Below are 19157 nucleotides of genomic sequence, written 5' to 3'. Positions count from 1 at the left end.
CTACTCCGCGGCTCGAAGTTCGGCCCGCACCCCACGGTCGAAGTCACGCGAGACGAGGCCGAGGACGGCAACCGATGCGTCGCCCGCAAGTGCCTTATAACCGCTGATGGCGCGCGCGAAGTGGTTGTAGACGATGACTGCAGGAATAGCGGCGACGAGGCCGAACGCGGTTGCGAGCAGCGCCTCGGCGATACCCGGAGCGACGATGGCGAGGTTGGTCGTTTGCGCTTCGGAGATGCCGATGAAGCTGTTCATGATGCCCCAGACGGTGCCGAAGAGACCGACGAACGGAGCGGTGGATCCAATAGTGGCGAGCACGCCAGTGCCGCGGTTAATGTCACGGCCAGCGGCCAACTCGACGCGGTCAAGGCGCGCTTCGATACGTTCCTTGATGGCGTATTTGTCGGCAACGTCCCAGGACGCACGCGTTTCGGCAACCGCGGCGCTGATCATGGACGGGACGACGCCACGCTTGGAATCGACCAATTGTGCAGCTTCTGCCAGCGAGTTGGCGGCGGCAAGCTTGCGAAGATGCGAGCGCAGACGGCGCTTGGCGAAGAAGAGCTCAATGGTCTTGGCGAGCCACACGGTCCAGGTCACGACGGAAGCCAGCAGCAATCCAATCATCACCGCTTTCACGATGATGTCGGCCTGCATGAACATCCCCCAGGGCGATAGATCGCGCGGGAGCTTCTCGGCATTGACGTGGCCGACGGTGGCAGGGCCGGCCTCGGTCGAAGGCGCCGCGCCGGGTGTCGCGGGTGCGTTCATCATGGCCGCGCCGCCAGCAGGATCGGCGGTTTGGGAGAGATCGTGCGTAGCGGCGGTCGTGGGATCGGATGTCGCCTCTCCGTGGGCGGACGGCGCTGCGTCCAATGCCGGCGCTGCAGGGACTTCCGGCGATGCTGACATTTGGGAAGGTGCGGACGGTTGCTGCGCGGTGGTGCTGTCGGCGGGCGGGCTCGCCATCTGCGGAGCGGAAGTAGCAGGCGCGGTTGTCTCGGAGGCGACTGGCGTCGCGGTGATGGGTTCGGGTGTCACGTTCGGCGCGGTTACCGCCGCGGCAGGCGGTGAAGTTGGCGGAGCCGCTTCCTGCGCTTGCGACGCGATTTGGGAGCAAATCAGAAGTATTCCGATTGCACCAATGAGTTTAGAGGAATTCCAAACTTTTGAGCGTCCGCTATTCATGATGCCGAATTCTGATTTGTCCGATGAAGACCGCATGCATCCATTGGCGATACCATACTTTGCATGTCAAGTTTGAATTGAATTATTTGCATAGGCGATGGCCCAATTGCGTTGGATACAACACAGGTGGGCGGGACGTCGCCGCGTTTAATTCCGACGAAATCAGAACTAGTTGGCGCAACTCGGGCAGGGGCTGGTTGCCAAGTCGCCGCAGCACTTGGCCGCGGCTATAGCTGTGCTACATATTCGCCATGACCGACAAACCGATGCCGAAGGACGAAGCTGGCTGGCGCGAGATACTGACGCCGGAGCAGTATCGTGTGCTGCGCGAGAAGGGCACGGAAGCTCCCTTCACGGGGAAACTTCTGAATGCCGAGGGTGATGGCACTTTCACCTGCTCGGCTTGCGGCAATCCCTTGTTTGCGTCCGATACGAAGTTCGATTCAGGAACAGGCTGGCCTTCGTTCGATGAGGCGCTGCCCGGTGCCGTCGAATACCATCGCGACGCCTCGCACGGCATGGTGCGGACGGAGATCACGTGTGCGCGGTGCGGCTCGCACCTCGGCCATGTGTTCGACGATGGGCCGACCGACAGCGGCAAGCGGTATTGCATCAACTCGGTGTGCCTGAATCTCGACGCCGAGCCGAAGGACTGACTTGCTGTCTTAGGTCAGATTCCGGCGTACCAGGCGTAGCCGCGGTCTTCCCAGAATCCGCCTCCACCACCCTCGATCATGGCAAAGCTCGACACCGCCTCGATGCGCTGGATGTACTTGGCGTGCTTGTAGCCAAGCTGGCGCTCTACGCGCAGGCGCAGCGGGGCGCCGTGCGGGACAGTGAGCGGGGCGTTGTTCATGTCGTAGGCAAGGATCGTCTGGGGATGGAATGCATCGATCAGGTCGATGCTCTCATAGTAGTTGCTAGTGGATCCCAGCTTGTCAGCGCAGTGGAAGACGAGGTAGCGCGCTTCGGGCTTCAGACCGATGCTTTGCAGCAGCGGCGTCATTTGTGTGCCGGTCCATTTGCCGATGGCACTCCAGCCTTCGACGCAGTCATGCCGGGTGATCTGCGTGCGCGATGGTAGCGCGCGCAGGTCAGCCAGGCTGAGTGATGCCGGACGATCTACGAGGCCGTCTATGGTCAGACGCCAATCGGAGAAGCCGTTCTGCGCCAGTGCCTGATAGCCGGGATCGGCCACGTTGGTCGATCCGTTGGCCTTGAAGTGCGTCGAGAGGTCCGCCTCGGTGTATTCGCGTGCGAGATCGCGCTCCGTGAGGATCAGGCGCTGCACGTTCTTGGTGAGCCACTCGGCCTTCGAGAGCAGATCGCGGAACGATGGCGACTGCGAAAGCTGATCGCAGCCACCGAGGAAGGCTGCGCCGCCGAGTGCTGCGCCACGGGCAAGGAAGCTGCGGCGCGAGATTTTCGACGTGCGCTTCATGCGGCTTCTCCACGTGAGGGCTGATCGTCGGGCGTGATGGCGTAGCGGCCGGTGATCATCGAGCGAATGTTGTTGAATGCGCCCGATGCGAACACCATCACGATGTGCACAATGAAGAACAGCGTCAGGCCCAGGGCGCAAAGGAAGTGGATCGTGCGCGCGGATTGCCTGCCGCCGAAAATATCGAGCAGCGCAGGGAAGGCTGCATCCATGCCTGGCGACATCGTCAATCCCGTCAGGAAGACAAGGGGGAGCAGACCGAAGATCACCGCCAGGTAGGCCAGCTTCTGGAGCACGTTATAGCGCTTGGCTTCTTCGCCTTTGGGGAAGTGAAAGCGGGCGTGTTCCGAAATCGAATGGCCGATGGTGCGGAACTCGCTTTTCGTGGGTGCGAGGTCGCGGCGCACGTGCCCGCTGAAGAATGCGTAGATTAGATACGCCAGCCCGTTGAAAACGAGCAGCCAGGCAAAGAAGAAATGCCAGCGACGACCGGTGGCGAGGTCGCGGTATGACGGGATGGTGATCCAATCGGGGAAGCCGCGCGCTTCAAGGCGGCCGCTCGGTCCGGTCGAAAGGCCGAAGACGCCGGTCGTATCGAAAGAATGCGAGCCGATCGTGGTGACGCCGGCGTAGCTGCCGTTGTCTCGTTGAACAGCATCCATGCTCAGGATCGCGGCGGAAGGTTCGGATTTGCTACCGAGGTAGAGCGTCGGATGCGCGTTGAATATCTGCAGGCCGCTCAGCAGCAGGATCAGCAGACAGAGAGCGTTGACCCAATGGGTGAGCCGCACCAGCAACGCGTGGCGATAGATAAGCTCCGTTCGCGGTATGTCGGTGGTGGCGGCGACCATTTGGTGTCCAATCATGCCGATGGTGAGCGTATCGCGTTAAGCAGGAGCTAAACTTCAAAAGCGTGTCGTTATCTCAGTAAGCCAGGCGGGAGATGCATCAATCAGCGCGGCTTCGAGCGGCTTGTCGAGACCGCCGATAATAAACCCGCCAACGAGTATGAGCAGGGTTCCAAGCACGATCTTGCCACCCTTGCCCGCATCCAGCAGCCGCCCACGCCACCGCTGCATCGTCTCGCGCGACAGAAGCCCGAGCAATAGCAGGGGAAGTGCTGCACCAAGTCCGAATGCGAGCATTGTGAGGAAAACCTGCGTGAGGTCTTCTCCTTTGGCGGCAAGAAGAGATGCCGCGCCGAGAGTCGGGCCAACGCAGGGGCTCCAGACCGCGCCGAGAAGAAGACCCAAGAAGAACTGGCCACCGAGGCCCGACGCCTCGAAGCCGCCGAAAGTGTCGTCGGTCCATGAGGCCAGTGGAGCGGCCGCGGTTGCCAACTGGGTTTGCAGGTAGGGGACGAGAAGGACGATACCGGCAAGCACCAGGAGAGACGCCGCGACGGGGCGGAAGAAGTCGGCGTCGAATCCGAGGCCATATCCGATGGTCGCGATGAACATGCCGATAGCGACGAAAGATACGGCGAGACCCGATGCCAGTGCGAAGGGGCCGAGTTTGTGCTCGCCGACTGCTGTCGCGAGGACGAGCGGCAGCAATGGCAGGACGCATGGCGAAAGCGTCGAGAGCGTACCTGCCAGGAATGCCAGAGATGTGCTGCCGGCGAGCATGGCGGCGCCTCTACTTCAGAGTCGTCGCAAGGAGCGCTTCGATGGAGGAGGCACTCGTATCACCCACCGAGCGGCCTGTTTCCTTGTCGCCCTTGAACGCGATGAGCGTGCTCTGCTTCTGCACGCCGAAAGTCTTGAGCGCGTCCTTCTGATTGTCGTAGTCGAGTTTGAAGACGGTCAACGCGTCGTATTTGGCGTCACCCTTGAGCGTGCCAAAGACCTTCTGCTGTGCGCGGCACGTCGGGCACCACGGCGCAAAGGCATCGACGAGTATAGGCTTACCGCTGGCTTGTGCGGCCTTGAAGGCGGCGTTGGTGAATGGTTGTTCGTTGAACGCGGCGGCGGCTCCCGCAGTCAGCGCCCCAATCATCAGCGTCGTGGCTATGGTCGTCAGTGTGCGTGCGCGCAGCATGGTGAACTCCGGTGTGTCGTTGCGTTCACCCAGAGTACGGTGACGATGATGCAAACGTTACAAGCGTCAGGCGGAGTTGCGCGCTGGCAGGCGGGCAAGCGGAATGCGAAGGGTGATATGGCAACCGTTCTCGGGGGAGAGGATGCTGAGGGTTGCGCCCCAGGCTTCGGCAATGTCACCGACAATGGCCAGGCCCAGGCCGGCGGAGCCTGATGAGTCAAGGCGCCCTCCCCGCTTCAGCGCCTCGGCCGCGCGCGCCGGGGGGATGCCCGGTCCGTCGTCGATGACGGAAAGGATCGCATAACCTTCCGAGACTTCTGCGCTGACGGTGACACCCGTGGTGGCATGGCGTGCAGCGTTCTCGACGAGATTGCCGAGCGCTTCAGTGAGGTCCTCGGCATCGATGCGGGCGACCAGCCCGGATGGCACATCTACGATCCACCCAAGATGACGGCCTTGTGGCGTTCGCTCCATGACGCGAACGACGCGGTTGGCTACTGCGGACACATTGGCGGAGGCGTTTGCGACGTTGAAGCCGCTGCGGGCGCGCGCCAGTTCACGGTCGACGTGGCGGCGCATTGTGCCGGCGATGCTCTCGATGTCCGCGGCCAGGTCGGCTTCACCTTTGGCGGCTAGGCGCTCGGCGTCGTCACTCAACAGCTGAAGCGGTGTCTTCAAGCCGTGGGCAAGATCGGCGGCACGCGTGCGCGCTTTTTCTATCTGGCGGTCGCGTGCGTCCAGCAGACGATCGATCTCGTGCGCGAGAGGCAAGACTTCATCGGGGAATTTTCCGCCGAGGCGAGGCGTGTCACCGGTGGCAATGTCGGCAAGCTTGCGGCGAATGGCGGTCAGTGGCTTGAGCCCGATAGCGACTTGCGCCCACGCGGCGGCCGTCAGCAGCAAAGCGAGAACTGCGAGCAGCGGCAGGATGGCATTGGCGAAGCCGCGCGATGCCGCGTTGATGGTGGCATCGTCGATCGCTACAGCGATGCGCGCTGTCGCGCGACCCAGTCTGCCAGGCAGCTCGATGCGCCGTTGCACGAGATGCAGGAATTGTTTGTCGGGTCCGGCGAGCTCGTACTCGTGCAGCTCATCTCCAACCGCGGCTTCGGGGGGGAGGGCGATTTCGAAGTCCCAGAGAGAACGCGAGCGCAGCACCGGACCATCGGGCTCGATGTTGACCTGCCAATAGAGTCCCGAGAGTGGTCGCTGGAAGCGTGGATCGCTGGGCGGGTGGAGTACCGTGAAAGCGCCATCTGGTGCTCGGTCGATACCGGCGATGACCTGGTCGATGTACGATGCGAGTTCAGCATTGATCCAGCGCTCTACGTGGCGCTCGAAGAGATACGTAAGGGCCGCTGCAGAAATCGCGAGAGCGGCGAGTACGAAGATCGCTGCACCTAAAAGGAGCCGCAGGCGTAGCGAGCCGAGGCTCATGCGGGCGCGTCCGGTATGATGTATCCGAAGCCGCGGCGTGTTTCGATGATGTCGGGCCCGAGCTTCTTGCGCAGCCGCATGATGAGGGCTTCGAGCGCGTTCGCATTGCGGGCGTCATCGTCGCCGTAAAGGTGCTCGATGAGCTCGTGCGGTGGCACGACGCGGCCTTTGTGGTGCATCAAATAGGCGATGAGGCGATATTCGAGCGGCGAAGCCTGAATGGCTTCGCCGTTGATGAGAATGCGCATCTGGCGCGTGTCGAGGACGAGGCTTCCCGCCTCGAGCACAGCGCTGGCCTGTCCGACGGAGCGGCGGATGAGTGCCCGTACGCGGGCGAGAAGCTCCTCGGTGCGGAAAGGCTTGGTGAGGTAGTCGTCGGCGCCGGCGTCGATGCCCTCGACGCGCTCCGGCCAGGCGCCGCGTGCGGTCAGGACGAGAACAGGCATCGTTCGCCCGGCGCTGCGCCAGCGCTTCAAGACGGCAAGACCATCCATGCTGGGTAGCCCAAGATCGAGCACCACGAGGTCGTAGGCTTCGGTGTCGCCGCGGAACCAAGCGTCTTCGCCGTCGCCGGAGACATCGCACGCGTAGCCCGCGGCGCTAAGGGCCGCCTGGATACTCTCACTGATGCGCGGGTCGTCCTCCACGATCAGGATGCGCATCAATCGTCGTCCTCTACCTTGAGCACCTTGCCGGTCTTGGCGTCGGTTTCAACCTCGACCACGCGGCCGTCGGCTCCGAGGATCTTTACGTCATAGACGTAGATGCCGTCCTCGATCTCCAACTCTACCTCCAGCAGTTCGCCGGGTACTTTCGCTTTGACGGAGGTGAGAATTTCCTCGAGCGGGCGAATAAGCCCTTCGCTGAGCAGGCGCTTGGCCGCGTCGGGACCGATGTCGGCGGCATGGACCGCCAGTGTCGCGCCCAGGACGAGAAGGCTGGCGGCTAGAATGCGGAAACTGGTGGAAGCGCTTTTCATGATGGGAGCTTGGGGCGGATTGGCTGACAACTCCCTGACGGCCCGGGTCAGAGCGGTGTCAGGGGGGGTGGTCCAGGTTGGATCGCAGCCGGCCTGGGAGCCGGCGAAGCGAAGCAAGGAGATACAACCATGTCATTCAAGCTGGGGGCTGCGGCTCTTACCCTCTCTATCCTCGCCGGCTCCGCCGCTTATGCCGACAATCACCAGCGGCTGAACGTGCCGCGCGATCAATGGCTGAGCCCGTCGCAGATTTCCGAGAAGCTGTCGGCCCAGGGTTACAAGGTGAGCGAGATTGAGACCGACGATGGAACGTACGAGGTCGATCTCGTCGACAAGAACGGGACGCGCATCGAGGCGCACGTGCATCCGGCAACGGGCGAGCTGCTCGTCGGCTACGACGACTGAACGGCGATAAACTCTAGGTAAGCAGGGCGGCCGGGGTTTCCCGGCCGTTCTTGCATTCAGCGGGACGCAGTCAGCGCCAGAGTCCGAGGTCTTCCCACTTCGATTCGGGAATTTCATCACCGACCTCGTAGTTGAAGGACAGCGCCTTCATTTGATCGGGGGACACGTCGCAGGTGAACTTCAATCGGTACCAATGGGACTTCGCCCGCACCGCCCCGCCGCTGGTTGAGACCTGCGTGCCGGTGAATTTGGCGCGGCCCATGATGCTGGTTTTGATGCGATCGACCTTCGCTAGCTTGCGGTCGCGCCGCATGGTGTCGACGCCCTTGATCACGCAGACTTGGTGCGCGCGCTCTTCGGGATCCAATTTCAGAAGCTGGTCGTAAATGCTAGCCGCGGTGGCCGTGACAGGGACTGCCAGCACGAGCGCCAGCGCAGCAATCGTCAATTTCATGTTTCCCCCCGAAAACAGGGCAATGAACCCTGGTCCTTATGACCGAGAAAATCGGGCAGCCATAAGGCCTTGGGTGCGGGGGAGTGCCACAGGACCGCTGCCAGCGTCGCAATCTTGCTCCGCGGTGCGCGCCTGCGATGGATGAGCTGGCGCGGATTACCGGTTCAGGGCAACGACGAGGGCACGCGGGTTGCCGCCGTTATCGCTGATGAAGCTCTGGAACAGGTTGTCGAGGAACGAGGTCATCCAGAAGCCGATCACCTGGGCGTCGCGGACTTTGAAGGTGTCGCCGCGACGGACAACGAGCCACCGGACGTCGTAGGCATCGCCGCTGGCCAGCGTGATGCGGCTGTCGACGTAGGTGCCGCGCGGGTCTTCCTTCGATTGTGCGTAGACGACGAACTTCGCGACCGGATACTTCGGGGCTTCCTTCGCCGCATAACGGGCAATGAAGTTGATCATGCCGTTGTAGTAGATCTGGCGGTCCGTTTTGGGCAGCACGCGGGCGTAATCGCCAAGCGCGCTGAGGCCGATGGAGGGAATATCGGCGTTGGAATTCAACACCATCGCCATCTGTGAGACCGAGCCGGAGCGCGAGGCGGTGAGGAGGTCGTTGCCAACGCGCTTCATGTAGCCGGCGGGAGACTCGCGGCGGGCAGGCTTTGCCAGCTCAGGCGTTGCGGTTTTGTCGATCGATGCGGTGCCGGCCGGGGGCGCGACTTGCTGGGCGGCGGCGTTGGTGGCGATGGGTAGCAGTACTAGGGCTGCCAGGGCGAGAATGCGCGAGAGGGTGCGCAGTGGCGTGGCAGACGTCATACGATTGAACTCCCTCCTAGGGGCATACTTGCGGTACGCGGCGGCCGCGCTGATGGCGCTAGCCGCCTTTGCCGTCGGCTTTATTAGCCATGTGCGGCAACTTTCAGTCAAAGGGTGGCTGAGGATAACGTCGATTTTTTGGACAGCATTGGCGTCAGGCATGTGAGGCCTCCGGCAGAGGTTGCGTCACCATTCGCGGCCATAGGCCCTTGAAGCGATAGAGTTCGCTCGGCGGCACTTGGCGTTGTCCCAAAAGGCTGGCTACGCGGTCCACTTCGCCTTGAGTTGTCTTGGGGGCAACACACAAGAGGATGGATTTCTCACGCTCGGGGTGGACGAGGATGAGCTCGTGGCGGGACGCGGAGAGAGAGGCCCGCACGTGGTGGGCTACCCCAAGGTATGAGGCGAGCGGGGCAGACCAGGTCCAGCGGTTGAAACAAGTGGCATCCGTGACCGTCACATGACCATCGGCGATGTCGACGGTGCGCGTGGCCGTCAGCCGCGCCAGGAGGCGGCGGGCCGGCACGGTGAGGAGAAAGAGAAGGAATCCTGCGGCGACAAAGATCTCGAAGGCGAGGGCAGGGCGCTGCTGCAGCAGGGCGCGAGCGCCGGGCAGCGTCAAAGCCTGGGCCAGAACGCTCGCTGCCGCGGTGATGACGATCGCCGCCGCAGGCACCACCAGGAACAAATAGAACGCGGTCGAGCGCTGTGCGCAGTCCTGATCGAGGCGGATGGGAAGGGTGGTGGGCATTGGAGGCTCGACCCGGTCGAAGATTGCGACGCGCATGAAATGCAGAATTCCGCTATGCGAAAATGGATGCCTGGAAAGGTAAATGCGTGTGCTTACCGGGTCGTTAATCGGTGTGTCGAAAATACGCGGGTGTTTGCGTGCTTGACACATAAACATATCTTTATATGATCCCCGCAAATTGGAGGCGGGATGACTGGGTCGTTTGCCAGTGGCGATATCGTGGCGGCGCTCAAGGCGGCTGCTGAGCCGACGCGCCTGCGCATCTTGCTACTTTTGGCTGGCGGCGAACTGAGCGTCAAAGATCTGACAGTGATCCTTGGGCAGAGCCAGCCGCGGATCAGCCGCCACCTCAAACTCTTGACCGAGGCCGGGCTGATCGAGCGCTTCCGGGAGGGGAGCTGGGCTTATTTTCATGTTTCGGACCGCTCGGCAGGCGGTCGGCTGGCTCTCGATATCCTTGCGCTGGTCGATCAGGACGACAGGGTTGTGGCGCGGGACCGCGAGCGCGCCGATGCACTTAAGAGTGAGCGTGAGGCTGCCGCACAGGCTTACTTTCAAGCCCATGCCGCCGACTGGGACCGCATTCGCGCCCTGCACATCGCTGAGCGTGACGTCGAGCAGGCAATTTGCGATGCGCTAGGGGCGGGACCGTTCGACCTTCTGGTCGATCTGGGGACGGGCACGGGCCGCATTCTCGAACTACTGGCGGATAGGTATGATCGGGGTCTTGGCTTCGATCTCAGCAACGCGATGCTCGCTTATGCGCGCAGCAAGCTTTCGACGTCGAAGCTAGGGCAGGCGCAGGTCCGGCACGGCGACATCTATGACCTCAGTCTGCAAGACGAAGTTGCCGATGTCGTGATTATGCACCAGGTGCTGCACTTCCTGTCGGAGCCGGCGCTGGCGATCCGCGAAGCGGCGCGCGTGCTAGCGCCGGGCGGGCGGCTGCTGATCGTCGATTTCGCGCCGCACGATCTGGAATTTCTGCGCGAAAAGCACGCGCATGACCGGCTCGGCTTTGCGCCGGCGCAGGTCGAGAATTGGATGAAAGACGCAGGGCTGGTGCCTAAGCTTCAGAGGGATCTTGCTCCCTCGCCCGGCTCCGCGCCCGAAGCATTGACCGTTTCGCTGTGGCTGGGCGAGCAGCCGCGCGAAGCCAACAATCGTGACCGATCGGCGCGGTCGCGCACTCTGCAGGAGGCCCCTTGATGGCGATGGCAAACGAGCGCAAGAGCCGCCTGCTTGGCGCAGGCGAAATCGACGTATCGTTCGAATTCTTTCCGCCGAAGACGGAGAAGATGGAGCAGGCGCTCTGGTCGTGCATCGAGCGCCTGGCGCCGTTGCATCCCGAGTTCGTGTCGGTGACGTATGGTGCCGGCGGTTCGACGCGCGAGCGTACGCACAATACTGTTGCGCGCATCGTGCGTGAGACGGATCTCAAGCCGGCGGCGCATCTCACGTGCGTGGCGGCGACGAAGGAAGAAGTCGACGCGGTGGCGCGCGCCTATTGGGATGCCGGAGTGCGCCACGTGGTGGCGTTGCGCGGCGATCCTGCTGGTGGTCCGGGAACCAAGTATGAGCCGCATCCTGGCGGATACGTAAACGCCGCAGATCTCGTTGCGGGTTTGAAGCGCATTGCGCCGTTCGAAGTTTCGGTTGCGGGCTACCCGGAGCGACATCCGGAAAGCGGTTCGCTCGAAGCGGACATGGAGAACCTGAAAGCGAAGGTCGACGCCGGCGCCGATCGCATCATCACGCAGTTCGGGTTCGACAATGCGTTTTACCTGCGCTTTTTGGAGCGGGCGCGTGCGGCGGGCATCTGGGTGCCGATCACCCCGGGTGTCGTGCCCATTCACAACTTCAAGCAAGTAGCCGGGTTTGCGGCTAAAGCGGGCGCCACTGTGCCGTCATGGCTGGCACATCGCTTCCAGGGCCTGGAGGACGATCCGACGACGAGCCATCTGGTGGCAGCGGCGGTCGCCACCGAGCAAGTGATGGACCTGGTTGATGAAGGCGTGAAGAAGTTCCACTTCTACACGCTCAACCGCGCCGATCTCGTCTACGCAATCTGCCATTTGCTGGGCCTCAGAGCACGTGCCTCGACGGTCACGCCGCGCGCTGAGACGCGGGCCGTCGGATAAGGAGTATTGTTGATGCAGAGAAGACCATCGTTCGCGGCGCTCGAAGCGGCCGCCGCCAAGCGCATCCTGATCATCGACGGCGCGATGGGCACCATGATCCAGCGCTACAAGCTGGACGAGGACGGCTATCGCGGCGTGCGCTTCAAGGATTGGACGCGCGACATCAAGGGCAACAACGACGTCCTGGTGCTGACGCAGCCGCAGATCATCGGCAAAATCCACGAGGAGTATCTGGAAGCGGGCGCCGACATTCTCGAGACCAACACGTTCAACGCGCAGCGCATCTCACTGGCCGACTACGGCATGGAGGAGCTCGCCTACGAGATCAACGTCGCGGCGACCAAGATTGCGCGTGCCGCTGCCGACAAATGGACGAAGAAGACCCCGGACAAGCCGCGTTTCGTTGCCGGTGCGGTGGGGCCGACCAATCGCACAGCGTCGATCTCGCCGGATGTCAACAATCCGGGGTATCGTAACGTCTCGTTCGATGAGCTGCGCGATGCCTATAAGGAGCAGGTGCGGGGTCTGATCGACGGTGGTGCCGACATCATTTTGATCGAGACGATCTTCGACACGCTCAACGCCAAGGCTGCGGGCGTCGCCACGCTGGAAGTGTTCGAGGAGAAAGACCTCGAGCTGCCGATCATGATTTCGGGCACGATCACCGATCGTTCGGGGCGCACGCTGTCGGGGCAGACGGCAGAGGCGTTCTGGTATTCGATGCGGCATCTGCGGCCGTTCTCGATCGGTCTCAACTGCGCGCTTGGCGCCAATCTGATGCGCCCGTACCTGGGCGAGCTGTCGGCGATCGCTGATGCGCGTATTTCCGCCTACCCGAACGCAGGCCTGCCGAACGCGATGGGCGAATACGACGAGACCCCGCACGACATGGCTTGCGATATGGAGCCGTGGGCGAAGGACGGCATCGTCAATATCGTCGGAGGTTGCTGCGGCTCGACGCCCGATCACATCCAGCACATCGCCGAGCATGTGAAGGCCTACAAGCCGCGCGCGCTTCCGCACATCGATCCGAAGATGCGCTTGTCGGGTCTCGAACCGTTCATCCATGGGTGAGGCGATGAGCGCGATGAAGTTTGAGGATCAGGATCTCAGCCGGATCAACGAGTATGTGTCCCTTGCGGAGCGCTACATTCCGGGCCGGCTGGCGATCTTCGCGATCGTCGAATCTGCTTTCCACGAATTGCTGACGGCGGAGGCGGCTAAGATTCTAGTGCTGGGCGCCGGCGGAGGCGAGGAGATTATTCGCCTCGGCGCGGATAACCCGTCCTGGTCATTCGTTGGCGTCGATACGTTCGAGCCGATGGTCGAAATGGCGAAGTCGCGGCTTGCTTCGAGTCCGGTGGGCAAGCGGTCCGTGGTGCACACTACGGCTGTGGAGCAGCTGGATGATTCCGAGTTCGACGCGGCGACTTGCATCCTGACGGCGCACTTCGTGCCCGATGATGGCTCCAAGCTCGCCTTCTTCGAAGCGATCCGCGCGCGCATGAAGCCCGGGGCGCCGCTCGCTATCATCGATGGCGTCGGTGTGGCGGGGGAGCGCGACACGGAGCTGCTGCGGCGTATTTGGGTGCGTCACGCGATGCGCAACGGCGTCCCCGAGGCCGAGGCGGCTAAGAATTCGCAGAACTTCAGCAAAATATCCGTGGTGTCGGCGGAGCGTGAAGAGGAGCTGCTGCAAGCGGCCGGCTTCAAAAATCTCGTGCCGATTTTCCAGGGGCTCGCAATTAAGGGGTGGCTCGCGTTCGCGTGAGCCCGCCGCAATCCAGAACGGAAGTCGATCGAATGACAACGGGTAACGCGGCGCAAGCCTTCATCAACGTCGGTGAGCGCACCAACGTCACAGGCTCGGCGAAGTTTCGCAAGCTGATCGAGGCGAACGACTATCCCGCTGCGCTCGCGGTCGCGCGCCAGCAGGTTGAGAGCGGCGCGCAGATCATCGACATCAACATGGATGAGGGGTTGCTCGATTCCGAGAAGGCGATGGAGACGTTCCTCAACCTCATCGCTTCAGAGCCGGACATTGCCCGCGTTCCGGTGATGATCGACTCGTCGAAATGGACCGTCATCGAGACCGGCCTCAAGTGCGTGCAGGGCAAGGCAATCGTCAACTCGATCAGCCTCAAGGAGGGCGAGGACGTGTTCCTCGACCACGCCAAGAAGGTGCTGCGCTACGGCGCGGCCGTGGTGGTGATGGCGTTCGACGAGCAAGGCCAGGCCGACACGGCGGATCGCAAGGTAGAGATCTGCGAGCGGGCCTATAAGCTGCTAACCGAGAAGGTTGGCTTTCCGCCCGAGGACATCGTTTTCGATCCCAACATTTTCGCGGTGGCGACGGGCATCGAAGAGCACAACAACTACGGGCGCGACTTCATCGAGGCGACGCGGCGCATCAAGGAGAAGATGCCGCTGGTGCACATCTCCGGCGGTGTCTCGAACCTGTCGTTCGCATTCCGCGGCAATGAGCCAGTGCGCGCGGCGATGCATTCGGTCTTCCTCTACCACGCGATCCGCGCGGGGATGGACATGGGCATCGTCAACGCCGGGCAGCTTTCTCCCTACGACGATATTCCCGCTGAGCTGCGCGACTTGTGCGAGGACGTTGTTCTCAATCGGCGCGCGGATGCGACGGACCGCCTGCTCGAGGCTGCACCGCGCTTCAAGGGTGACGGCACGACCGGTAAGCCGAAAGAGAAGGATCTTTCCTGGCGCGAGGCCCCCGTGCAGGAGCGGCTCACACACGCGCTGGTGCACGGCATCACCGATTTTATCGAAGAGGATACCGAGGAAGCGCGCCAGCAGGCCGACAAGCCGCTGCATGTGATCGAGGGCCCGCTGATGGCGGGCATGAACGTCGTCGGCGATCTGTTCGGCGCGGGCAAGATGTTCCTGCCGCAGGTGGTGAAAAGCGCGCGCGTGATGAAGCAAGCCGTCGCCTATCTGCAACCTTTCCTCGAGGAGGAGAAGCGGAAGTCGGGTCTCGACCAGAAGCCGGCGGCCGGCAAGGTCGTGATGGCGACGGTGAAGGGCGATGTGCACGACATCGGCAAGAACATCGTTGGCGTCGTGCTCCAGTGCAACAACTACGAGGTGATCGACCTCGGCGTGATGGTGTCGTCGGCGAAGATTCTGGAGACGGCGAAGAAGGAAAAAGCGGACATCATCGGTTTGTCGGGCCTCATCACGCCGTCGCTGGATGAGATGTGCTTTGTGGCCGCCGAGATGGAGCGCGAGGGGTTTGATTGTCCGCTGCTGATCGGTGGCGCAACCACGTCGCGCGTGCATACGGCGGTGAAGATCAGCCCGAATTACGAGAAGGGCCAGGCGATCTACGTGCTCGATGCTTCGCGCGCAGTAGGGGTTGTGTCCAAGCTGCTGTCTGAGACGGACCGGGGCGGCTACGTCAAAGAAATCCGCGAGGAGTACGTGAAGGTGCGTGAGAACCACGTGCGCAACGAGGCGGCCAAGCGGCGGATCTCGCTGGCGACAGCGCGGTCGAACAAGTTCGCCATCGACTGGGCGTCCTACACGCCGCCGAAGCCGAGCTTCCTGGGCGCGAAGGCGTTCAACGATTATCCGCTTGCCGAGCTGGTGCCCTACATCGACTGGACGCCCTTCTTCCAGACTTGGGAGCTGACCGGCCGCTACCCGATGATCCTCAAGGACAACAAAGTCGGAGCGGAAGCGCAGAAGCTATTCAACGATGCGCAGGACATGCTGAAGCGCATGGTGGCAGAGAAGTGGGTGCGTGCGGCGGGCGTTGTGGGGTTCTGGCCGGCCAACAGCGTTGGCGATGACATCACCCTTTTCACCGACGACACGCGCAAGCATGAGCTCGCTACGCTCTACACGCTGCGCCAGCAGATTGCGCGCGATCCGAGCCGTGACAGGGCGCACACCGCATTGGCCGATTTCATCGCGCCGAAGGAGACGGGGCTCGCCGACTACGTCGGAGGGTTCGCAGTGACCACGGGGCTCGGAGAGGAAGAGGCGATCGCTCGGCACATCAAGGTGACGGACGACTACAGCCGCATCCTGGTGAAGGCGCTGTGCGACCGGTTGGCTGAGGCATTCGCCGAGCGTATGCACGCGCGCGTGCGGCGCGAGCTGTGGGGTTATGCGGCGGGGGAGACGCTTTCGAACGACGAGTTGATCCTCGAGAAGTATCGCGGCATCCGCCCAGCGCCCGGCTATCCCGCGCAGCCCGATCATACGGAGAAGGCGACGCTGTGGCGGCTGATGGACGTGCAGAATGCAGCCGGGATCGAGCTTACCGAGAGCTATGCGATGTGGCCGGGGGCGGCGGTTTCGGGTTTCTACTTTGCCCATCCCGAGAGCCACTACTTCGGTGTCGGCAAGGTGGAGCGCGATCAGGTGGAGGACTATGCCGGGCGCAAAGGCTGGACCATTGCGGAGACCGAGCGCTGGCTGGCGCCTGTGCTGAATTACGATCCGCGAACTGTGCGCGAAGAGGCGGCCTAGAACGGCTAGAGGGCGCGAAATCCGCGCCCTCTCAATACCATGTCGGTGCGCAACGTAACGCGCGCAAGCCTTGCTAGACGACGCCAAATACGATTGCCGCAATCAAACCGAACGAGAAGAGCGCGGCGAGGAGGTTCAGTCGAGCCAGTCGTTCCATCGTCTCCTCCGTGTTGTTGATTGTTGTTTCTAGGGCCCGATTTCAGACGAGATTGAAAACTTAAGAGGCAGACAGGTTCCCTGCCAAGCGAAATTTTTTGCGCGAACACAGGAACCAATCGAGTTTGCGTAGAATGCCATTGCTCGGGCGTATGCGTCAGCGCCACACCGAATGTGTCGGTATGTGTCCGCGCCTTGATCCTCCGACATTTTTCTGGGGCTTTGGTGCATCAGTGGAGACGTCTTCCTCGGCGCGCTTGAATTGTTGCGCTGCGAGACTAGGTTGCTCGCAATTTTCGGGAGATGCGAATGAGTGGCTACAACGCGTTGCTTTTGTCGAGGAGCGAGGGCGGAGTGGGCGCAAAGTGGCAGCGTCTCGACGATGATCAGCTCGGCGATGGTGACGTCACCGTGCGCGTGACGCACTCGACGATCAACTACAAGGACGGGCTGGTGCTGACGGGGCGCTTGCCCGGGATGCGCCTGCCGATCGTTCCGGGGATCGATTTTGCGGGCAGTGTCGCGGCTTCCGCTTGTGCCGATGTCGCGGTGGGCGAGGACGTCATCCTCAACGGCTGGGGCTGTGGCGAGCGCCGGCCAGGCGGCTACGCCGAGCTGGCGCGGGTGCCGGGCGAATGGCTGATCAAGCGGCCGGCCGCGTTCTCGAATGCCGAGACGATGGCGATCGGGACGGCCGGCTATACGGCGATGCTTGCGGTGCTCGCGCTGGAGGATCACGGCGTGGCGCCAGACAAGGGCCCGGTGCTTGTGACGGGCGCTGCGGGCGGCGTCGGCAGCGTTGCGGTCGCGCTATTGTCGAAACTGGGCTTTGACGTCATGGCTTCGACGGGCCGGGCGCACGAAGCGGATTACCTCCGCGGGCTCGGCGCCAGCGAGGTGATTGCGCGCGATGAGCTGTCGGCGCCTGGGCGTCCGCTGGGCAAGGAGCGTTGGGCGGGTGCGATCGATGTTGCGGGCTCGCATACGCTGGTGAACGTGCTGGCGATGACGCAGTACGGCGGGTGCGGGGCGACCACAGGACTTGCCCAAGGTCTCGATCTACCCGGTTCAGTGGCCCCGTTCATTCTGCGCGGTGTGACGCTCGCGGGTATCGACAGCGTGATGGCGCCAAAGGAGAAGCGGGTGCGCGCGTGGGATCGGCTGGCGCGCGACCTCGACGGCGAGAAGCTGGCGGAGATGACGGTTCACCGCCCGTTGCTGGATGTGGTGGGTCTTGCGCCGGAAATACTCGCTGGAAATGTTCGCGGCCGGGTGGTGCTTGACGTCAGCTGAGCCGTTTGCGCAGAAGAAATTCGGTGCGACCGTCATAGGCGAGATCGGGGAGTTCGGCGACGCGCGTGAAGCCGTGACGCTCGTAGAAGCGCGTGGCGCCGGTGTTTATCTCGGAGACGGCGACCCAGAGGTTACGCTCGCCTGCGCCACGTGCCTCGCGCTCCATCCATTGCAGGAATGTCTGGCCCAGCGCGCGGCCCTGCGCTTCAGGCAGCAGCGCGAGGAACTGCAGGTAGGGACCGCGCAGCCAACTGGTATGAATGATCGCGGCGCCGACGACAGCGCCTTCAAGATTGAATGCAAATCTCGGTGCACCCTCGGGATGCGACGTCAGCATTCGCGTCAGTGCACTAGCGGGGTAACCGTATGCGCGCCAGGGATCCATGGCGCCGATTGCTTCTCCAAGACGCGCCGCATCGTCCGCGGCAAGCGGCCCTAACTTCAGCGCTGTGCCATCCGGCAGGCTGAGGGCATAGCTTGGTGCGCCAAAGAGGCCAGGACCCGTCATCACGGCTGCTTTTTGGCGGGTATCATCTTAGGCGTGCGGGCCAATGCGGCGCGCGCTGATGGCTTCAGCAGCACCAGATGATCGTAACGGTTGGTATCGCCGGGTCGATTGTCATAGCACTCGGATGAGACAACGGGCTCGCCAGCAGCCAGCAGCTCTGAAACGGTGACGAACTCGAAGCCCTTCTTGCGCAAGGCGGCGATGGCGAAGGGGAGGGCTGCGGCCGTGTGCCAGCCGCGCCCGTTGGCATGATTGACGATGATCGCGCCCGGCTTTGCCTGAAGCATCGCGCGGATGATGGTGGCGGAGGATTCCCGCGGGTCGGGATCGCCCGTCGCAAGGTTCCATTGGATGGCGCGCAGCCCCTGCGTTTGCAGCTCCTTCAATGCCGCGGGATTGCAGGCGCCGTATGGGAAGCGAAACAGCGACAGGCGCGGAGCGATGGTTTGCATTGTGGTGCTGCCGGCGGCCGCCGTGCACTGCTTCTCGGCGAGACGGGCGCGAATTGCTGCGTAGGCACTCTGCGGGCCGGCCACCTCGTCGTGGAGCTTCTGTCCGGAGAGAAGCCGCAGGTTGCGGTGGGCTTCGGAGTGGTTGCCAAGCTCAAACAGCGGATCCGACATGAGCTGCTGGGTGCGATCCTCGTGCGAGCGCATCCACTTTCCGCCGGCGAAGAACGTGGCCCTTATGTTTTCGCGGCGCAGGAAGTCGATGATGGCGCCGTCATAGCCGGCGATCTCTCCCGGCTGCTCGCACAGATCGAACGTCAGAGCGATGAGTTTGCGTCCGGCCGGAAGCTTGACGCTGCGGATGGCGCCGTAAGGCGTATCGGCGTCGTGAGCTTCAGGCGTGCCGAGGTCCGCGGGGGGCTTATCGAAGCTGTGATCGTGCTTGCGGGCGATGTTCTCTCCGGGCTTGCCGGCGAGAGCATCGGGCGACCAGCAGGAATTCAGCAGTGCGGTGTCGCCAGCAGGCGCAGGCTGCGACATGCAACACATGAGCGCTGCGGCGGCAAGCACGTGACGCAGGGATACGCGCGTCGACATAG

At 62.7% G+C, this 19157-nt stretch carries 20 protein-coding genes and 1 pseudogene; 8 read left to right on the top strand and 13 right to left on the bottom strand.

Translation table 11 applies throughout. The features are described 5' to 3' along the window. Entirely contained in the window at window positions 1-1041 is a 1041-nt protein-coding gene (exbB, locus tag NDB2M4_RS18945) for a tonB-system energizer ExbB (RefSeq protein WP_244536230.1), read from the bottom strand. Between the two features lie 398 nt (window positions 1042-1439). Between exbB and msrB the strand changes: the two genes are divergently transcribed. After that, window positions 1440-1844, top strand: coding sequence for a peptide-methionine (R)-S-oxide reductase MsrB (gene msrB, locus NDB2M4_RS18940; protein WP_072377865.1), 405 nt, complete (start codon window positions 1440-1442; stop codon window positions 1842-1844). Between the two features lie 14 nt (window positions 1845-1858). Here msrB and NDB2M4_RS18935 read toward each other — a convergent pair whose 3' ends face one another. The 7 genes from NDB2M4_RS18935 to NDB2M4_RS18905 form a co-directional block, all read right to left on the bottom strand. After that, entirely contained in the window at window positions 1859-2629 is a 771-nt protein-coding gene (locus NDB2M4_RS18935) for a molybdopterin-binding protein (RefSeq protein WP_072377863.1), read from the bottom strand. Continuing rightward, window positions 2626-3480, bottom strand: coding sequence for a cytochrome b/b6 domain-containing protein (locus NDB2M4_RS18930; RefSeq protein ID WP_072377862.1), 855 nt, complete (start codon window positions 3478-3480; stop codon window positions 2626-2628). The genes NDB2M4_RS18935 and NDB2M4_RS18930 overlap by 4 nt, the downstream gene beginning before the upstream one ends. A gap of 54 nt (window positions 3481-3534) precedes the next feature. Next, a complete protein-coding gene (locus NDB2M4_RS18925) occupies window positions 3535-4257 on the bottom strand; it encodes a cytochrome c biogenesis CcdA family protein (protein ID WP_072377860.1) in 723 nt (240 codons plus the stop codon). Between the two features lie 10 nt (window positions 4258-4267). Continuing rightward, window positions 4268-4669, bottom strand: coding sequence for a thioredoxin family protein (locus NDB2M4_RS18920; RefSeq protein ID WP_072377858.1), 402 nt, complete (start codon window positions 4667-4669; stop codon window positions 4268-4270). Window positions 4670-4735: 66 nt separating this feature from the next. Further along, window positions 4736-6106, bottom strand: coding sequence for a sensor histidine kinase (locus tag NDB2M4_RS18915; RefSeq protein ID WP_072377856.1), 1371 nt, complete (start codon window positions 6104-6106; stop codon window positions 4736-4738). Beyond that, complete coding sequence (locus NDB2M4_RS18910) at window positions 6103-6768, bottom strand: response regulator transcription factor (protein ID WP_072377854.1); 666 nt, start codon at window positions 6766-6768, stop codon at window positions 6103-6105. Before NDB2M4_RS18910 ends, NDB2M4_RS18915 begins: the two co-directional genes overlap by 4 nt. After that, the gene (locus NDB2M4_RS18905; protein WP_072377852.1) at window positions 6768-7085 is read right to left on the bottom strand and encodes a PepSY domain-containing protein; all 318 of its coding nucleotides are present in this window, start codon (window positions 7083-7085) and stop codon (window positions 6768-6770) included. Before NDB2M4_RS18905 ends, NDB2M4_RS18910 begins: the two co-directional genes overlap by 1 nt. Window positions 7086-7214: 129 nt before the next feature. On the opposite strand from NDB2M4_RS18905, the gene NDB2M4_RS18900 reads away from it, so the two are divergent. Then, window positions 7215-7490 carry a PepSY domain-containing protein gene (locus tag NDB2M4_RS18900; RefSeq protein ID WP_072377850.1) on the top strand — a complete coding sequence of 92 codons (276 nt, stop codon included), beginning with the start codon at window positions 7215-7217 and terminating at the stop codon, window positions 7488-7490. A gap of 70 nt (window positions 7491-7560) precedes the next feature. Here the strand turns inward: NDB2M4_RS18900 and NDB2M4_RS18895 are convergent, their stop codons facing one another. The 3 genes from NDB2M4_RS18895 to NDB2M4_RS18885 form a co-directional block, all read right to left on the bottom strand. Further along, the gene (locus NDB2M4_RS18895; RefSeq protein ID WP_072377848.1) at window positions 7561-7944 is read right to left on the bottom strand and encodes a DUF930 domain-containing protein; all 384 of its coding nucleotides are present in this window, start codon (window positions 7942-7944) and stop codon (window positions 7561-7563) included. Window positions 7945-8100: 156 nt separating this feature from the next. Continuing rightward, window positions 8101-8760, bottom strand: a complete 660-nt coding sequence (locus NDB2M4_RS18890; protein WP_072377846.1) for an ABC transporter substrate-binding protein — start codon at window positions 8758-8760, stop codon at window positions 8101-8103. A 154-nt stretch (window positions 8761-8914) separates the two neighbouring features. Then, the gene (locus NDB2M4_RS18885) at window positions 8915-9511 is read right to left on the bottom strand and encodes a hypothetical protein (RefSeq protein WP_139247380.1); all 597 of its coding nucleotides are present in this window, start codon (window positions 9509-9511) and stop codon (window positions 8915-8917) included. 189 nt (window positions 9512-9700) lie between these two features. On the opposite strand from NDB2M4_RS18885, the gene NDB2M4_RS18880 reads away from it, so the two are divergent. The 6 genes and pseudogenes from NDB2M4_RS18880 (at window position 9701) to NDB2M4_RS18855 (ending at window position 17601) form a co-directional block, all read left to right on the top strand. After that, window positions 9701-10720 carry a metalloregulator ArsR/SmtB family transcription factor gene (locus tag NDB2M4_RS18880; RefSeq protein WP_072377842.1) on the top strand — a complete coding sequence of 340 codons (1020 nt, stop codon included), beginning with the start codon at window positions 9701-9703 and terminating at the stop codon, window positions 10718-10720. Next, window positions 10720-11652, top strand: coding sequence for a methylenetetrahydrofolate reductase [NAD(P)H] (gene metF / locus NDB2M4_RS18875; RefSeq protein WP_072377840.1), 933 nt, complete (start codon window positions 10720-10722; stop codon window positions 11650-11652). The genes NDB2M4_RS18880 and metF overlap by 1 nt, the downstream gene beginning before the upstream one ends. 12 nt (window positions 11653-11664) lie before the next feature. Continuing rightward, a pseudogene (locus tag NDB2M4_RS18870) lies at window positions 11665-12714 on the top strand (homocysteine S-methyltransferase family protein); the annotation flags it as partial. 16 nt (window positions 12715-12730) lie between these two features. Further along, window positions 12731-13423, top strand: coding sequence for a class I SAM-dependent methyltransferase (locus tag NDB2M4_RS18865; RefSeq protein ID WP_171988144.1), 693 nt, complete (start codon window positions 12731-12733; stop codon window positions 13421-13423). Beyond that, window positions 13405-16152, top strand: coding sequence for a methionine synthase (gene metH / locus NDB2M4_RS18860; RefSeq protein ID WP_348533047.1), 2748 nt, complete (start codon window positions 13405-13407; stop codon window positions 16150-16152). The genes NDB2M4_RS18865 and metH overlap by 19 nt, the downstream gene beginning before the upstream one ends. A 465-nt stretch (window positions 16153-16617) precedes the next feature. Then, on the top strand, window positions 16618-17601 hold the full coding sequence (locus tag NDB2M4_RS18855; RefSeq protein WP_072377832.1) for an acrylyl-CoA reductase (NADPH): 984 nt from the start codon (window positions 16618-16620) through the stop codon (window positions 17599-17601). Here the strand turns inward: NDB2M4_RS18855 and NDB2M4_RS18850 are convergent. Beyond that, window positions 17594-18109, bottom strand: a complete 516-nt coding sequence (locus NDB2M4_RS18850) for a GNAT family N-acetyltransferase (RefSeq protein ID WP_072377830.1) — start codon at window positions 18107-18109, stop codon at window positions 17594-17596. The two genes, NDB2M4_RS18855 and NDB2M4_RS18850, sit on opposite strands and share 8 nt — an antisense overlap. Next, window positions 18109-19155 carry a polysaccharide deacetylase family protein gene (locus NDB2M4_RS18845; RefSeq protein ID WP_072377828.1) on the bottom strand — a complete coding sequence of 349 codons (1047 nt, stop codon included), beginning with the start codon at window positions 19153-19155 and terminating at the stop codon, window positions 18109-18111. The genes NDB2M4_RS18850 and NDB2M4_RS18845 overlap by 1 nt, the downstream gene beginning before the upstream one ends. Between the last annotated feature and the right edge of the window lie 2 nt (window positions 19156-19157).

The sequence above is a fragment of the Hyphomicrobium sp. NDB2Meth4 genome (genome assembly GCF_900117445.1).
Taxonomy (GTDB): domain Bacteria; phylum Pseudomonadota; class Alphaproteobacteria; order Rhizobiales; family Hyphomicrobiaceae; genus Hyphomicrobium_A.
The sequence above is the reverse complement of the archived record's forward strand: the minus strand, read 5'-3'. Positions and strand labels throughout refer to the sequence as shown.

Excerpts from the sequence above, each read along its gene's own strand:
- msrB (WP_072377865.1), top strand. The coding sequence starts at position 1,440 with ATGACCGACAAACCGATGCCGAAGGACGAAGCTGGCTGGCGCGAGATA.
- NDB2M4_RS18935 (WP_072377863.1), bottom strand. The coding sequence starts at position 2,629 with ATGAAGCGCACGTCGAAAATCTCGCGCCGCAGCTTCCTTGCCCGTGGC.
- NDB2M4_RS18930 (WP_072377862.1), bottom strand. The coding sequence starts at position 3,480 with ATGGTCGCCGCCACCACCGACATACCGCGAACGGAGCTTATCTATCGC.
- NDB2M4_RS18925 (WP_072377860.1), bottom strand. The coding sequence starts at position 4,257 with ATGCTCGCCGGCAGCACATCTCTGGCATTCCTGGCAGGTACGCTCTCG.
- NDB2M4_RS18920 (WP_072377858.1), bottom strand. The coding sequence starts at position 4,669 with ATGCTGCGCGCACGCACACTGACGACCATAGCCACGACGCTGATGATT.
- NDB2M4_RS18915 (WP_072377856.1), bottom strand. The coding sequence starts at position 6,106 with ATGAGCCTCGGCTCGCTACGCCTGCGGCTCCTTTTAGGTGCAGCGATC.
- NDB2M4_RS18910 (WP_072377854.1), bottom strand. The coding sequence starts at position 6,768 with ATGCGCATCCTGATCGTGGAGGACGACCCGCGCATCAGTGAGAGTATC.
- NDB2M4_RS18905 (WP_072377852.1), bottom strand. The coding sequence starts at position 7,085 with ATGAAAAGCGCTTCCACCAGTTTCCGCATTCTAGCCGCCAGCCTTCTC.
- NDB2M4_RS18900 (WP_072377850.1), top strand. The coding sequence starts at position 7,215 with ATGTCATTCAAGCTGGGGGCTGCGGCTCTTACCCTCTCTATCCTCGCC.
- NDB2M4_RS18895 (WP_072377848.1), bottom strand. The coding sequence starts at position 7,944 with ATGAAATTGACGATTGCTGCGCTGGCGCTCGTGCTGGCAGTCCCTGTC.
- NDB2M4_RS18890 (WP_072377846.1), bottom strand. The coding sequence starts at position 8,760 with ATGACGTCTGCCACGCCACTGCGCACCCTCTCGCGCATTCTCGCCCTG.
- NDB2M4_RS18885 (WP_139247380.1), bottom strand. The coding sequence starts at position 9,511 with ATGCCCACCACCCTTCCCATCCGCCTCGATCAGGACTGCGCACAGCGC.
- NDB2M4_RS18880 (WP_072377842.1), top strand. The coding sequence starts at position 9,701 with ATGACTGGGTCGTTTGCCAGTGGCGATATCGTGGCGGCGCTCAAGGCG.
- metF (WP_072377840.1), top strand. The coding sequence starts at position 10,720 with ATGGCGATGGCAAACGAGCGCAAGAGCCGCCTGCTTGGCGCAGGCGAA.
- NDB2M4_RS18865 (WP_171988144.1), top strand. The coding sequence starts at position 12,731 with ATGAGCGCGATGAAGTTTGAGGATCAGGATCTCAGCCGGATCAACGAG.
- NDB2M4_RS18855 (WP_072377832.1), top strand. The coding sequence starts at position 16,618 with ATGAGTGGCTACAACGCGTTGCTTTTGTCGAGGAGCGAGGGCGGAGTG.
- NDB2M4_RS18850 (WP_072377830.1), bottom strand. The coding sequence starts at position 18,109 with ATGACGGGTCCTGGCCTCTTTGGCGCACCAAGCTATGCCCTCAGCCTG.
- NDB2M4_RS18845 (WP_072377828.1), bottom strand. The coding sequence starts at position 19,155 with ATGTCGACGCGCGTATCCCTGCGTCACGTGCTTGCCGCCGCAGCGCTC.